A 14,929-nucleotide genomic window follows, 5' to 3' on the forward strand; every position below is an offset into this window, starting at 1 on the left:
GTGAGTTGCGGTCGAGAAGCGGAGCTGTGCGAATGCACAGTGAGCATCGGAGGCTGCAAATCGCGCCGCGCAGTAGGTTATGTTAGGGTTCTAGGTATGGTATGGTGGTCGGGTTACCCAGCTGCAAACAGACCATGTGCCAACTTCTCGGAATGAATTGCAATGTCCCCACGGACATTGTCTTTAGTTTTACCGGCTTCGCCATGCGCGGCGGCCATACCGATACCCACCATGACGGCTGGGGCATCGCCTTTTTCGAGGGCGCCGGCGTACGCCATTTCGTCGACCACCAGGCGGCCATCGCCTCGCCCGTGGCCGAACTGATCAAACGCTATCCCATCAAGTCGCGCAATGTCATCGCGCATATTCGCAAGGCCACGCAAGGCCAGGTGGCGCTGGAAAATTGCCACCCGTTCGTGCGCGAACTGTGGGGCCGCTACTGGGTGTTCGCCCACAATGGCGATTTGAAACAATTTCATCCCGTGCTGACGGGCAGTTACCGCCCCGTCGGCTGCACGGACAGCGAACTGGCTTTTTGCTATCTGCTGCAGCAATTGCATGCGCGCTTTGGCGATGCTCCTCCGGCCTTGCCGCAACTGCATGCCGCGCTGGCGCAATTGCTACCCAGCATCGCCGCCCACGGCACGTTCAACATGATGCTGTCGAGCGGCGAGGCGCTGTTTGCCCATTGCTCGACCAGCTTGCACTATCTGGTGCGACAACATCCGTTTCCAACTGCTAAACTCTCCGATGAAGACCTGAGCGTGGACTTTTCCCAGGTGACGACGCCCCAGGACCGCGTGGCCGTGATCGTTACCCAGCCGCTGACGACGAATGAGCAGTGGACGGCGTTTGCGCCCGGTGAATTGAAATTATTTGTCGACGGGATGGTGCAAGACACGCCAGTGGCTTAATTTGTTGACGACAATACGCTGGATTGCTGCCAAAATACCCACAGCGCGGGCGAAATTCAGCTAAAGTATTGTCAATAGTGAACCTTGATGCGGGCACGGCGCGGCCGGTGTCACTCGACCTGATTGATGAAGACTTAATGATCGATATTTCCAGCAACGACATCACCCCGAAACCCTTGCGCGTGCGCGAGTTCTATCTGGGTCGACAACCTATCCTCGACCGCAACCAGGCCCTGTTCGGCTATGAGTTGCTATTCCGCAACGCTCCGGTCGGCCCCGCCAACATTACCAGCGACCTGTCCGCCACTGCGTCCGTGATCGCCCACGCTTCCCAACTGGGCATGGAAAAGGTCATCGGCGACGCGCTCGGTTTCGTCAACGTCGATGCCGACGTCATCATGAGCGACATCTTCGTTTTCCTGCCGCGTGAAAAAGTCGTGCTGGAAATCGTCGAATCGATGCCCGTCACGCCGGAAGTGCGCGCGCGCATCAGCGAACTGGTGGGCCATGGTTTTACTTTCGCGCTGGAAAACGTAGTGGCCGACACGGCGCAAGTGCAGGAATTGTTGCCGCTGGTGCAGTACGTCAAGATGGACATGAGCACGGTCGATCCGAAAGTGCTGGCAGCGCTGGCGCCCCGTTTCAAGCGGGAACACAAGAAACTGGTGGCGGAAAAGGTCGAGACGCGCGAAGAATTCAAGTCGGGCCTGGACCTGGGCTTCGATTACTTTCAGGGTTATTATTTCGCCAAGCCCGCCATCATGACGGGCAAGAAGCTGTCGCCGTCGCAACTGGCCGTCATGGAACTGATGACCCTGGTCACGTCCGACGCCGACAACATGGATATCGAGCGCGCCATCAAGCGCGATGTGTCGCTGGCTTTGAACCTGTTGCGTTTGGTGAATACACCGGCCGTGGGCGCGCGCCAGCGCATCGATTCGCTGAGCCAGGCCGTTACCGTGCTGGGCCGTCGCCAGCTGCAGCGCTGGCTGCAAATCATGCTGTACGCAGAGCCAAGCAAGCGCGGCCATAGCATGACGCCGCTGCTGATGCTGGCCACCACGCGCGGCCGTTTGCTCGAATTGCTCGCGCATAAACTGCGCCCGAACCAGTCCCATTCGGCCGATATCGCCTTTACGGTCGGCATCATGTCCCTGATGGATACCCTGTTCGGCGTGCCGATGTCGGAAATCCTCAGCCAGATCGAAGTGATCGACGAAGTGGCCGAAGCGCTGCTGTCGCGCGAAGGCTTCTACGGCGACCTGCTGCGCCTGGCCGAATGCATCGAGCGCATCGAAGACATGGAAGGCGAGATCGTACCGACCCTGCGCGACCTGGCCATGTCGCCGGACGACCTGGTGGAACTGGAAATGGCCGCCTACGAATGGAGCGATAACGTTGTCAGGTACGCGCTGTAGGTCGGATTAGCGCGGCCGTCAGGCCACGCGTAATCCGACAACATTGTTGGCGCGTTCTTCAAAAGCCCTGCACGGCGTCGCCGTGACAGGGCTTTTTTACGCCGCTACGCTGCCGCACCGGGCCAGTGCTTGTGCAGCTCGGGGTCGGTGCGCAATTCCCACAGGGCCAGCACGACGACGGCGATACCGACGAGCAACTCGTTCCACAGGACGACGCGCTGTTCGGCCAGCCGCAAGATCCACGGCGAGGCGGCGACCCAGACGCCCACCAGCAGGTTGACGACGACGGCCCAGAAATACGTCTTGTACAGGTCGAAGGCGGCCAGCACGGCGATCACCAGGCCCGAGACCAAGGCATTGAGCATCTGCGGCGAGCCTTCGGGATAGGAAAAGGCCCAGGGCGAAACGAGCAGCCACAGGCCCAGCAACAGGATCACTTGATCTTGCCAGCGTTTCAGTTTGAAATTGCTTGCCATATATCCTCCTTAGCCAGTCAGGGAGCGGGCCGGAGCGGGCATGCAGCATGCCGACCGGCATACTGCGTTAGTGCGCTGCGGCGCGCGATAAGTTCCGCGCGCCTTGTGCTTATATTATGGCACTACGACAGATTCGGTGCCAGCCAGCGTTCCACGTCCTCGATGCTGGCGCCGCGGCGCTTGGCCATGTCTTCCACCTGGTCCATGCCGATCTTGCCGACGACGAAGTATTTCGACTCCGGGTGGGCAAAATAGAAGCCGGAGACGGCCGCGCCGGGGAACATGGCATACGATTCCGTCAGCTGCATGCCGATGTCCTCGGCCTGCATGACCTCGAACATCTCTTTCTTGACGGTATGCTCGGGGCAGGCGGGGTAGCCGGGCGCGGGGCGGATGCCGACGTATTTCTCGCCGATCATGTCGTCGTTACTCAAGTGCTCGTCCGGCACATAACCCCACAAATCCTTGCGCACGCGCTCGTGCAGGTATTCGGCAAAGGCCTCGGCCAGGCGATCGGCCAGGGACTTCAACATGATGGACGAGTAATCGTCGTGCGCATCCTCGAAGCGCTTTTCGTATTTCTCGATACCCAGGCCGGACGTGACGGCGAACATGCCGATGTAATCCTTCACGCCCGATGCCTTGGGTGCAATGAAATCGGCCAGGCACTGGTTCGGCCGCTGCACGCCATCGACCACGGGTTTGACGCCTTGCTGGCGCATGCCGTAATACGTGAACGCCACGCTACTGCGCGTATCGTCGGTGTACACCTCGATATCGTCGTCATTGATGCTGTTGGCCGGCAGCAGGGACACGACGCCATTGGCCGTCAGCCAGCGTCCGTCGATGAGTTTTTTCAGCAGGGCCTGGCCTTCCGCATACACCTTGGTGGCCGCGTCGCCCACCACTTCATCCGTCAAAATGGCGGGGAAGGGGCCGGCCAGGTCCCAGGTCTGGAAGAACGGGCCCCAGTCGATATAGTTGGCCAGGGTGGCCAGGTCGACATTTTTAAACACGCGGCGGCCGATGAACTTCGGTTTCACGGGCGTGCAGGGGCCGTCGAAGGGCACGAGCATCTTGTTGGCACGCGCCTGCGCCAGCGGCAGGATGGGCAGCGCCTTCTTGTTGGCGTGCTGCTCGCGGATGCGCGCGTAGTCGAGTTCGATGTCTTGTACATATTTGTCGCGCTGTTCCGGCGTCAGCAGCGATTGCGCCACGGACACGGAACGCGAGGCGTCCGGCACGTAGATCACGGGGCCTTCGTAGTTGTGGGCGATTTTCACTGCCGTGTGGGCGCGGCTGGTGGTGGCGCCGCCGATCAGCAGGGGAATCTTCAGCATGCGGAAGTGTTCGTCGCGCTGCATTTCCTTGGCGACATACGCCATTTCTTCCAGCGATGGCGTGATCAGGCCGGACAGGCCGATGATGTCCGCATTTTCCACCTTGGCGCGCGCGAGGATTTCCGAGCACGGCACCATCACGCCCATGTTGACCACTTCGAAGTTATTGCATTGCAAGACGACGGTGACGATGTTCTTGCCGATGTCATGCACGTCGCCTTTCACGGTCGCCATGATGATCTTGCCCTTCGGCTTGGCGACGATGCCCGTGCGCTTTTCTTCCAGCAGCTTTTCTTCCTCGATGTAGGGAATCAAATGGGCCACGGCCTGTTTCATCACGCGCGCCGATTTCACCACTTGCGGCAGGAACATCTTACCTTGGCCAAACAGGTCGCCGACCACGTCCATGCCGGCCATCAGCGGGCCCTCGATCACGTGGATCGGGCGCCCGCCATTGTGCAGCAGTTCCTGGCGCGCCTCTTCCGTGTCTTCCACGATGAATTGCGTGATGCCGTGCACCAGCGCGTGCGACAGCCGTGCCTGCACCGTGCCTTCGCGCCAGGCCAGGGTTTGCGCCTCGGCCTTGCCGCCCGCCTTCAGCGTGCCGGCGATCTCGATCATGCGCTCGGTGGAGTCTTCGCGGCGATTCAGCACCACGTCTTCCACGCGCTCGCGCAATTCCGGGTCGAGGTTGTCGTACACGCCCACCATGCCCGCGTTGACGATGCCCATGGTCATGCCGGCCTTGATGGCGTGGTACAGGAAGACGGTATGAATGGCTTCGCGGGCTGGATCGTTGCCACGGAAACTGAACGACACGTTCGACACGCCGCCCGAAATCTTCGCGTACGGCAAGTTTTCCTTGATCCAGCGCGTGGCGTTGATGAAGTCGACGGCGTAGTTGTTGTGCTCTTCGATGCCGGTGGCGACGGCAAAGATGTTCGGGTCGAAAATGATGTCTTCCGGCGGGAAGTCCAGCGCATCGATCAATAAATGATACGCGCGCGCGCAAATCTCGATCTTGCGCTCGAAGGTGTCGGCCTGGCCCTTCTCATCGAAGGCCATGACGATCACGGCGGCGCCATAGCGGCGGCACAGTTTCGCCTGGCGCAGGAATTCTGCCTCGCCTTCCTTCATGGAAATCGAGTTGACGATGGCCTTGCCCTGCACGCATTTCAAGCCCGCTTCGATGACCGACCATTTCGACGAATCGACCATGATGGGCACGCGCGAAATATCGGGTTCCGAGGCGATCAGGTTCAGGAAGCGCGTCATGGCCGCCAGCGAGTCGAGCATCGCTTCATCCATGTTGATGTCGATCACTTGCGCACCGTTTTCCACTTGCTGGCGTGCCACGGAGAGCGCCTCGTCGTATTGCTCGTTGAGAATCATGCGCGCGAACGCTTTCGAGCCCGTGACGTTGGTGCGCTCGCCTACGTTGACGAACAGTGACTCGTCATTGACGACGAACGGCTCCAGGCCGGCCAGGCGCAAGTCGTGCGATGGGGCCGGCACGCTGCGCGGCGTGTTCTTCGACAGCAACGCGCCGATGGCGGCGATGTGCTCGGGCGTGGTGCCGCAGCAGCCGCCCGCCATGTTCAGGAAGCCTGCGTCGGCGAATTCGCGCAGCAGGGCGGACGTGTCGGCTGGCAACTCGTCAAAGCCCGTGTCGCTCATGGGGTTGGGCAAGCCCGCGTTCGGGTAGATGCACACGAAGGTGTCGGCGATCTTGGCCAGCTCTTCCGCGTACGGGCGCATCAGGGCGGCGCCCAGCGCGCAGTTCAGGCCGATGGTCAGCGGTTTCGCGTGGCGCACGGAATTCCAGAAGGCGGGCACGGTCTGGCCCGACAGGATGCGTCCCGAGGCATCCGTGACGGTGCCGGAAATCATCAAGGGCAGGCGCACGACGGTCGGATTTTGCTCGTAGAACAGGTCGATGGCGAACAGGGCCGCCTTGCAGTTCAAGGTATCGAAAATGGTTTCCACCAGCAGCACATCGGCGCCGCCTTCCACCAGGCCCTGCGTCTGCTGCAGGTAGGCGGCCACCAGCTGGTCGAAACTGACGTTGCGCGCGGCCGGGTCGTTCACGTCGGGCGAGATCGATGCCGTCTTCGGCGTGGGGCCCAGGGCGCCGGCGACGAAGCGCGGCTTGTCCGGGGTGGAATACTTGTCGCAGGCGGCGCGCGCCAGTTTTGCCGCCTGCACGTTCATTTCATAGGCCAGGTGGGCCATGTGGTAATCGTCCTGCGCGATCGTCGTGGCGCCGAAGGTATTCGTTTCGATCAGGTCGGCGCCGGCCGCCAGGTAGCGCTCATGGATTTCCTGGATGATGTGCGGCTGGGTGAGCGTGAGCAGCTCATTGTTGCCTTTCACGAACAGTTCGCGCGCGCCACTGTCGGCCGGCGCGGCGAAATCGATGAAGCGGCCGGCGGGGCCGCCACGGTACGCTTCTTCGTCGAGCTTGTATTGCTGGATGATCGTGCCCATGGCGCCGTCGAGGATCATGATCCGCTGCGCCAGAATGGCGCGCAAGGTGGCTTCGGTCGGGGACATGGCGGGGATCACGGTATCGTTCATTTCATGCTTTCAATAGGCAAACGGGCGGCGGCGCGGCGACAGGACAGGTACGGGGCGGTTGCGGGTCAGCAGGATCCGCTGACGGAGAGTGCCGGCCGGGTAGGGCAGGCAGAAGGTGGCAATCGCCTGATTTCACCGGGTCTAAAATTATACGGCATCAGGCTGCTTTGGTTTTAAGCAAAAGCGGCCGTTCGCCCCACGGCAAGCTTTCTTGCAACACATCGCCTTGCGCCTGGCCTGTTTCTGAAAAAGACATCCCTGAAAATCTTGCTCAAAATGTCAATTTTTCAGCCAATGCAAAGCGAGAGGAAGAGGGGTCTACATAAAGTTTGCCAAGCAGATATGTCAATCATGATCAAAACCAATTGAATTAACAGCAGCAATAGTTGTCCTTAGGAATCGAATTAACCGATAATATTGGTTCCTCGAAAGTAAATTCCCACCAAAAGTCACCCATATGTCACATTTCTCTCGTGTCCTCCCCTGCCTCGCGCTGCATCAGCAAGGATGCCAGCCGTGAAAAACCATTTGCTTGTTGCATTGTTTGTCATGCTGGGCCTGTCCGCTTGCGGCGGCGGTGGCGGTGGTGGCGACACGGCGGTGACGACCACCTCGGGTAATCCCGTCGTGATTCCTGCCGTGACGGCCGTCTCGGCGGCGAACGTCGCCGTGGGTGGCAGCCTGGTGCTCACGGGCACGAATCTGAGCCGCGTGACGGCCTTCCAGCTGGGCGGCGTGCCGCTTGCTACCAGTGCCGCCAGCGACACCAGCGTGACCCTGGCCATGCCGGGCGCGCCCGTGTCGGGCGCCTTGAGCCTGGTAAGCGCCAGCGGCACGGCGGCCACCAGCTATCACGTCAATGTGTACCTGCCATTGAGCGTGGGCAGCATCGCACCAGCGACGGGCGGCGTCGGTTCCAGCGTGACGATCGCGGGCGGTGGCATGGGCGCCGTGACAGCGGTGCAGTTTGGCAATGGTGCGGCGGCGACGCCGCAAAGCCAGACGGCCGGCAGCGTGACCGTGCTGGTGCCCTTGGGCGCAGCAACGGGGGCGCTGACGGTGCGCGGTCCTTACAACGATGCCATCAGCAGCGACACCTATAAGGTCTTGGCGAGCGTGGCCGTGACGTCGATCACGTCGGTTGTCAACAACGGGACCTTGTCGGTGACGCTGCAGGGCAGCAATCTCGACCAGGTCAGCTCGGCTTCGGTGGGCAATACGCCAGCCCTTATCGTCAGCGCCAGTGCCAGCCAGCTGCTGCTGTCCGCGCCAGCCGAGGCAACGGGTAACGTGATGCTGTCGGCCGCGTCGCGCATCGCCGTCAATGCAGGCACGGTGTCGGCGTTTACCCTGGGCAGCATTGATTTCGCGCAGGTACTGAACCTGAACGCCAGCAATACGGCCTTGCGCCTGACGCGCGGCAAGCAGGCCGCCGTGCGCGTGTCCGTACTGGCCTTGCAAGCGGGCCAGGCCAGCCCCGCCGTGACCTTGGTTGCGAGCGCCGCCAATGGCAGCAACCTGGGCAGCATCAGCATGAGTGGCCCGTCAGTCTTGCCGACGGCGAAAAGCGATGACAGTTTCAATGGTAATTTCAGTGCCGTCCTGCCGGCAGGCTGGATCTTGCCCGGCGTGCGCGTGCGCGTGACGGCCGTGGGTAATGACGGTGTGCAAGTGAGCCAGGAAGCGGCGCCGGCGGTGGCCAGCCTGGCCAGGATTCGCCTGGTACTCGTGCCCTTGAGCACCGATGATGGCGTGGCACAACTGCCTGACGCCAAGGATATCCGCGCCGCGCTGCTGCGCGTATATCCGTATGCAACGGAAAACATCAGCATCACCACGCGCACTGCGCTGAGCATGCCTGGCAGCAGCACGGCCGACAGCTGGTGGAGCAAGGCCCTGGGAGAGCTGGAAAGCAAGCGGGTACAGGAAGACAGCGGTGCCTATTATTATGGTTTCGTACCGAAAATGTCGGTCACCCGTGCCGCCGGCCTGGCCTACATCAACGGACGCAGCAGCGGCAGCGACAGCACCTCGGCCATCGGTCTGGATGCCAAGGCTAGCAACATCGCATCGGTCGATCCCTTCGGCAATGGCTGGCCCGAGTGGCTGACCACGCTCGTGCATGAGCTGGGCCACAATCACTCGCTGCAGCACGTTGCCTGCGGCGGCGCGGCCGGCGCGGTCGCCGACTACCCGTATGCAAATGGCAATCTGGGCCCGCAACCGCTGTATAACAGCGACTATGCGGGTAGCATCGGCCAACTGAGCAAGGCAGTCAATGGCGGTACGCCGATGAAGGATGTGATGAGCTATTGCAGCGGCGCCTGGTTCTCCGACTACAGCTATGCGCGGGTGCAGCAATTCCTGGAAAAACGCAGCACGCAAATGACGGGCAGCAATGTGCTGGCCGCCAGCATGTCCGTGGCCGAAAATGGCTACCTGACCATTTCCGGCAGTATCACGCCGACCGGCGTGGCCTTGCGCCCAGCCGTTGCCTCATCCGCGCGTGTGGGCGCAGCGGCCAGCGGCAGTGGCCAGGCGTACACCCTGCGGGTTTTGACGGCATCGGGAACGACTATCGACTTGCCCTTCGATGCGGTTACCGTGGCCGACCATGGCGGCAGCGCCATGCGCCACTTCCGCGTCAGTTTCGCCAACCCGGGCGATATCAGCGACGTGGAAGTATTGTCAAATGGTAAGCAATTGACCCGGCTGGAGCGTTCGGCGCGCCGCAGCAAGGCCGCCAACGATGGCAGCTTTGAGGTAACGCAAAGCGCTGGCAAGCTGGTGCTGGTCTGGGATGCCCAGGCGGAGCCGTATGCGGCCGTGCTGCACGTGGCAGCCGATGGCCGCAAGATGGTGGTCGCCAGCGGCTTGACTGGTGGCAACGCCAGCGTCGACGTGAGCGCCTTGCCGGCCGGCGGACGCTTCGAGGTCAGCCTGTCGTCGTCCGTGGGCGGACGTTTGATGAAGGTGCCGCGCCGCTAGGCAAGGGCGCTGGATGCAAGAAGGGCTTGCCGCGGCAAGCCCTTTTTTTATGTGCGCAGGCATTGGTGCACAAACTGCACAGATCCTGTGCCTGGCGGAGGCTGCCATTTCCCGGCTCGCCTGCCTAGAATGGGGCTTCACCCACTTGCGGAGCATCCCATGCCCATTCTGAACCTGCGGTTGTCCACGCCACCCGATGCGCGCCAGTCGGCCGCCATCGCCGCCACCCTGAGCGGTTTGACGGCGCAACTGCTGCACAAGGCGCCCGAGCTGACCTCGGTGGCCATCAGCCATCTTGATGCGGCGCACTGGTTTGTCGGCGGCCCCTCGCTGCAAGCCCAGGGAAAGAGCAGTTTTTTCCTCGATATCCTGATCAGTGATGAAACGAATACGGCGGCGGAAAAGGCGGCGTATATCGCCGCCGTGTTCGCCGCCATGCAGGAGTATCTCGGCGCCTTGCATGACGTCAGCTACATCCACGTGCATGACGCGCGCCAGGCGGCCTGGGGCTATGGCGGCTTGACGCAGCAGTTTCGCGCCGTGCGCAAGGCGCTGCAGCAGTCGTGATTAATCCCAGTGGCGATCTTGATAGTGTTGCACGGCAAAGTCGACGAAGACCCTGACCTTCGGCGACAGCTGGCGGCTGTGCGGATACAGCGCGTACAAGGTGCGCGGGCGCAAGGTGTAGCCGGGCAATACCTCGACCAGCTGGCCGCTGCGCAGCGCGTCGCGCACGATGAAGGCGGCCGCGCCGGCAATCCCCATGCCGCCCATGGCCGCTTCGCGCAAGGCCACGCTGGTATTGGCTTGCAGGCTGCCGCGCACGGCTACCTTGTGGGCGGCGCCGTCGCCATCCGTGAACAACCATTCCGCCGGCTTGTCGCCGGAGCTGTACATCAGGCAATTGTGCTGCGCCAAGTCCTGCGGCGTGGCCGGATGGCCATGGCGGGCCAGGTAGGCGGGCGCAGCGACGGCCAGCGTGCGGCTGCTGGCCAGCTGGCGCGCCACCAGGGTGGAATCGGGCAAGCCGCGCGCCAGGCGCAGCGCCACGTCGAATCCATCGTCGATCAGGTCGACGATGCGGTCATTACAGACGAGGTCGATGTGGATGTGCGGGTATTGGCGGCTGAAGGCGGGCAGCCAGGCGGCCAGTTCCAGGGTGCCGAAAGCCATCGGCGCATTGATGCGCAGGCTGCCGGAAGGCTGCGCCTGGTGCCTGGCGACGGCGCGGTCGGCCGCATCGAGCGCGTCGAGAATCTCGCGGCTGGCCAGATAGTATTCCTGGCCGGCAGCCGTCAGGGCGAAGCGGCGCGTCGTGCGATTGAGCAACTGGGTGCCCAACTGGCTTTCCAGCTGGCGGATCTGGCGCGATACGATGGAGTGCGAGATGCCCAGCGCGGCGCCGGCGGCCGTGAAACTGCCTAGTTCCACGACACGGCGCAGGGCGCGCAGGGCGGTTAGCTGGTCCATGGGGCGCTTGCCGTAAATCTAAACGAAACGTTTGCCTTCCAGCGGGAAACCCTTGATGAATTCGGCCGCAGGCAGGCGCTTGCCGCCCGGTTTTTGCAGTTCCGTGAGGCGCAGGGAACCATTGCCGCAGGCCACGACGATGCCGTGCTGAGCGTCGGCCGCCAGCACCTGGCCCGGTGCTTCCTTGCTGTCCGCTTCGAGTACCTCGGCGGCCCAGATCTTGATGGTGACGCCATCGACCTGGCCGCAGGCGCCGGGAAACGGATTGAAAGCGCGGATTTTCAGGCCCAGTTCCAGCGCAGGCTGGCTGAAATCGAGTGCTGCCTCGTCCTTGGCGATTTTTGCCGCGTAAGTGACGCCCGCTTCCGGCTGCGGCACGGCTTCCAGCGGCTGCTGCTGCATCTTGCGCAGGGTCTCGACGATCATCTTGCCGCCCAGCGTGGCCAGCTTGTCGTGCAGGCTGGCGGTGGAATCGCCCGCTTCGATGGGCGTGCGCTCGATGGCCAGCATGGGGCCCGTATCGAGGCCTTCTTCCATCTGCATGATGGTCACGCCCGTTTCATCGTCGCCGGCCTCGATGGCGCGGTGGATCGGTGCGGCACCGCGCCAGCGCGGCAGCAAGGAACCGTGGATATTGATGCAGGGTTTGAGGTCGAGGGTGCTGCGCGGCAAGATCAAGCCGTAAGCCGCCACCACCATCACGTCGTAGTCGGTGGCCAGCAGGCGCTCGTGGGCCGCTTTTGCCTCGGCGGCGCGCTGCGGGTCCTTGCTGTCCATGCGCAGGGACAAGGGCTGCAGCACCTCGATGCCATGCTGCTGCGCATATTGCTTGACGGCCGAGGCGTGCAGCTGCATGCCGCGTCCGGCCGGGCGGTCGGGCTGGGTCAGCACCAGCGGAATGTCGAAGCCCGCTTCGTGCAAGTCTTTCAGGGCCGTGGCGGCGAATTCAGGCGTGCCTGCGAAGATCACTTTCATATGGTTCCTTGACGTGAGGTGCGCAGGCCCGCGCCGGAGGCGCCAGGCTGGCATGGTGTAACGACGACTGTTGCTGCTTAGTCTATCAGTAGTGACTTAGAAACGGCGGTTCTGTGCGCGCAAGCTCGCTTCGCGCTCGAGACCACGGACTTCCTTGATCATCTTGGCCTTGATGCGGTTGCGCTTGAGCGGCGACAGGTATTCGACGAATACCTTGCCCAGCAAATGATCCATCTCATGCTGGATGCAGACGGCCAGCAAGCCATCGGCTTCCAGCTCGAACTGCTTGCCGTGACGGTCCAGGGCGCGCACCTTGATGCGGGCCGGACGCTCGACGCCATCGTACACGCCAGGCACGGACAGGCAACCTTCGTCGTAGACCTGCTTTTCTTCGCTGGCCCAGGTGATTTCCGGGTTGACGAACACTTGCAGCTGGCTTTTCTCTTCGGTGATGTCGATCACCATCATCTGGATATGCGCGTCCACTTGCGACGCGGCCAGGCCGACGCCAGGGGCGTCGTACATGGTTTCGGCCATGTCGTCGATCAAGGTTTGCAGGCGCGCGTCAAATTCGGTGACGGGCTTGGCGATCGTGTGCAGGCGAGGATCGGGGTAACGCAGGATATTTAATATGGACATACGGATTCGACTGGTTAAGGTGGGCGCGTTGCGCCTGATTATTCATGCCTGGGCCATGCGGACGATGGCAGGGCTATTTTATTTGAATGCGCTACGGTGGGGCGCGTATGGCGCAACGGCGCGGCAGATGCGTTTGCCAGTGCGCTATTCGTTTGCTGCAAAGGGAAATTTTATCACAGACGCCCATGGCGCTGTGCATGCGGGGCCGTTTTGCAGCGCCATTGCACGCATTGTTGCGCGCATCGGTATCGCGTGCCTGCCATGGCGCTAGCATGGGAGGGCACAGTACACAGTGAGGTTGTCATGCATGCAATTGCAACAACGGCAGACACGGCCACGGAACTGGCGGGCTGGCTGCGCCTGCAGCATCTGCCTGGCGTGGGGCCGGTGGCGGCGCGCGCCTTGCTGGCCCGCTTCGGCTTGCCGCCGAAAATCTTTGCCGCGCCGTTCGAGGCCTTGCGCGAGGTGGTGCCGGCCGGCGTGGCGCGTGCCATCGTGCAGCCGCCCAAACCGGTGGACAACAGTCAGCTGACGCTCACCCTGCAGTGGCTGCAGCGGCCCGGCAATGCCGTGCTGACCCTGGCCGATGCCGCGTATCCGCCGCTGTTGCTGGAAATCGCCGATCCGCCGCTATTGTTATATGTACGGGGGCGGGCGGAACTGCTGTCGCGTCCCGGCGTAGCCATCATCGGCAGCCGCAATGCCAGCGCGCAAGGCATGCAGAATGCGGCCGCCTTTGCGCACGCCCTCAGCGCGGCGGGCCTGACCATCATTTCCGGGCTGGCGCTGGGCATCGACACGCACGCGCACGAGGGCGGCTTGCGCGGCGCCGGCGCCACCGTGGCCGTGATCGGCACGGGCGCCGATTTGGTATATCCGCGACGTAACCTTGATCTGGCGCAAAGAATTGCCGAACAGGGTTGCATCGTCAGCGAGTACGCGCTGGGCTTGCCCGCCATGCCCGGTAACTTTCCGCGCCGTAATCGCCTGATCAGCGGCCTGGCGCGCGGCGTGCTGGTGATCGAGGCGGCCGCGCAATCGGGCTCCCTGATCACGGCGCGCCTGGCCGGCGAGCAGGGGCGCGATGTGTATGCCTTGCCCGGCTCCATCCACGCCACCCTGGCCAAGGGTTGCCATGCGCTCATCAAGCAGGGCGCCAAGCTGGTCGAGTCGGCCGATGACGTGCTGCAAGAGTTGCAGTGGCTGGGCGGCGTTCCCCGCGTGCCGGCAGTGGTGGCAGACGAGACGCCGCTGCTGGCCGCACTGGGGCACGATCCGCTCGATGCCGATACCCTGGCCGCGCGCAGCGGACTGGCCATGGGCGCGCTGATGGGCGAATTGCTGGCGCTGGAGCTGGCGGGCTTGCTTGAACGCTTGCCGGGAGGACTATTTCAACGCTGCAAATGACAGCTTGTCACTTGTGTGGCGGCCTTGCCGCACAGGGGGGCTTTGTCGGCGCGCACCCTTGTGTCGTAGCGAACTTAGCTGATAGAGTAGAGCCATGTTCGATATCCTGGTGTACCTCTACGAGACTTACTATCGCCCCGACGCCTGCCCCGAGCCGGCCGTCCTGGCGCGCAAACTGTCGGCCGTCGGTTTCGACGACGTGGAGATTTCCGAAGCGCTCGTCTGGCTGACAGACTTGAACGCCATGGCCGGCGTCGAGCAAACCCTGACGGCCAGTTCCACGGGCACGCGCTTCTATGTCAAGCAGGAAAGCGACGTGCTGGGCACGGCCGCCATCGGTTTCATCCAGTTCCTGGAAAGCGCCAAGGTGCTCTCGCCGCTGCAGCGTGAAATCGTCATCGAACGGGCGCTGGCGCTCGACGAGGCACCCGTGTCGCTGGGCAAGCTGAAAGTCATCGTGCTGATGCTGCTGTGGAGCCAGGGCAAGGAACCGGATGCCCTGATGTTCGACGATTTATTTGTCGACGACGAAGACCTCCCGCCGCGCCTGCTGCACTAGTCTATAAACGCACCTGGCCGCACCTGGCGCCGCTGCCGCGCCATCTCCCTTACTATATGCTGCGGCACCGCGCACGCCAGACCATTGTGTTTGCGCTGGCGCATTCTTGCTTGCAGATAACTTGCCGAATTCTTCAATAGGCGCTTATCATTGGCCGCTTGACAAG

Annotated in this window: 12 protein-coding genes; 7 read left to right on the forward strand and 5 right to left on the reverse strand. The window is 62.5% G+C overall.

The window, feature by feature from the left end; genetic code table 11:
• Window positions 1-134 precede the first annotated feature (134 nt).
• Both C8C92_RS04920 and C8C92_RS04925 read left to right on the forward strand, forming a co-directional pair.
• Window positions 135-914 (forward strand): class II glutamine amidotransferase, encoded by a 780-nt coding sequence (locus tag C8C92_RS04920; protein ID WP_099764300.1) that lies wholly within the window; start codon window positions 135-137, stop codon window positions 912-914.
• A 137-nt stretch (window positions 915-1,051) separates the two neighbouring features.
• The gene (locus tag C8C92_RS04925; RefSeq protein ID WP_116743158.1) at window positions 1,052-2,332 is read left to right on the forward strand and encodes an EAL domain-containing protein; all 1,281 of its coding nucleotides are present in this window, start codon (window positions 1,052-1,054) and stop codon (window positions 2,330-2,332) included.
• Between the two features lie 104 nt (window positions 2,333-2,436).
• Here C8C92_RS04925 and C8C92_RS04930 read toward each other — a convergent pair whose 3' ends face one another.
• Together C8C92_RS04930 and metH are read right to left on the reverse strand one after the other, a co-directional pair.
• The gene (locus tag C8C92_RS04930) at window positions 2,437-2,808 is read right to left on the reverse strand and encodes an SPW repeat protein (RefSeq protein WP_099760723.1); all 372 of its coding nucleotides are present in this window, start codon (window positions 2,806-2,808) and stop codon (window positions 2,437-2,439) included.
• A gap of 122 nt (window positions 2,809-2,930) precedes the next feature.
• Entirely contained in the window at window positions 2,931-6,725 is a 3,795-nt protein-coding gene (gene metH, locus C8C92_RS04935; protein ID WP_207780969.1) for a methionine synthase, read from the reverse strand.
• A 516-nt stretch (window positions 6,726-7,241) separates the two neighbouring features.
• Here metH and C8C92_RS04940 point away from each other — a divergent pair.
• Window positions 7,242-9,713, forward strand: a complete 2,472-nt coding sequence (locus tag C8C92_RS04940; protein ID WP_165829283.1) for an IPT/TIG domain-containing protein — start codon at window positions 7,242-7,244, stop codon at window positions 9,711-9,713.
• Between the two features lie 159 nt (window positions 9,714-9,872).
• Window positions 9,873-10,280: a 4-oxalocrotonate tautomerase family protein gene (locus tag C8C92_RS04945; protein WP_116743160.1), complete on the forward strand. Its 408-nt coding sequence runs from the start codon at window positions 9,873-9,875 to the stop codon at window positions 10,278-10,280.
• On the opposite strand, the gene C8C92_RS04950 is transcribed toward C8C92_RS04945, so the two are convergent.
• The 3 genes from C8C92_RS04950 to def form a co-directional block, all read right to left on the reverse strand.
• Complete coding sequence (locus C8C92_RS04950; RefSeq protein WP_116743161.1) at window positions 10,281-11,183, reverse strand: LysR family transcriptional regulator; 903 nt, start codon at window positions 11,181-11,183, stop codon at window positions 10,281-10,283.
• Window positions 11,184-11,201: 18 nt separating this feature from the next.
• Window positions 11,202-12,158, reverse strand: coding sequence for a methionyl-tRNA formyltransferase (gene fmt / locus C8C92_RS04955; RefSeq protein WP_099760719.1), 957 nt, complete (start codon window positions 12,156-12,158; stop codon window positions 11,202-11,204).
• Between the two features lie 96 nt (window positions 12,159-12,254).
• Window positions 12,255-12,797: a peptide deformylase gene (gene def, locus C8C92_RS04960; protein ID WP_099760718.1), complete on the reverse strand. Its 543-nt coding sequence runs from the start codon at window positions 12,795-12,797 to the stop codon at window positions 12,255-12,257.
• Here def and C8C92_RS04965 point away from each other — a divergent pair.
• The 3 genes from C8C92_RS04965 (at window position 12,790) to C8C92_RS04975 (ending at window position 14,763) form a co-directional block, all read left to right on the forward strand.
• Window positions 12,790-13,068, forward strand: a complete 279-nt coding sequence (locus tag C8C92_RS04965; RefSeq protein ID WP_116743162.1) for a hypothetical protein — start codon at window positions 12,790-12,792, stop codon at window positions 13,066-13,068. The two genes, def and C8C92_RS04965, sit on opposite strands and share 8 nt — an antisense overlap.
• A 32-nt stretch (window positions 13,069-13,100) precedes the next feature.
• Window positions 13,101-14,204: a DNA-processing protein DprA gene (gene dprA, locus C8C92_RS04970; protein WP_116743163.1), complete on the forward strand. Its 1,104-nt coding sequence runs from the start codon at window positions 13,101-13,103 to the stop codon at window positions 14,202-14,204.
• Between the two features lie 94 nt (window positions 14,205-14,298).
• Window positions 14,299-14,763 (forward strand): DUF494 domain-containing protein, encoded by a 465-nt coding sequence (locus tag C8C92_RS04975; protein WP_096233791.1) that lies wholly within the window; start codon window positions 14,299-14,301, stop codon window positions 14,761-14,763.
• Window positions 14,764-14,929: the final 166 nt, after the last annotated feature.

The sequence above is a fragment of the Janthinobacterium sp. 78 genome (genome assembly GCF_003096775.1).
Classification (GTDB): domain Bacteria; phylum Pseudomonadota; class Gammaproteobacteria; order Burkholderiales; family Burkholderiaceae_D; genus Janthinobacterium; species Janthinobacterium tructae.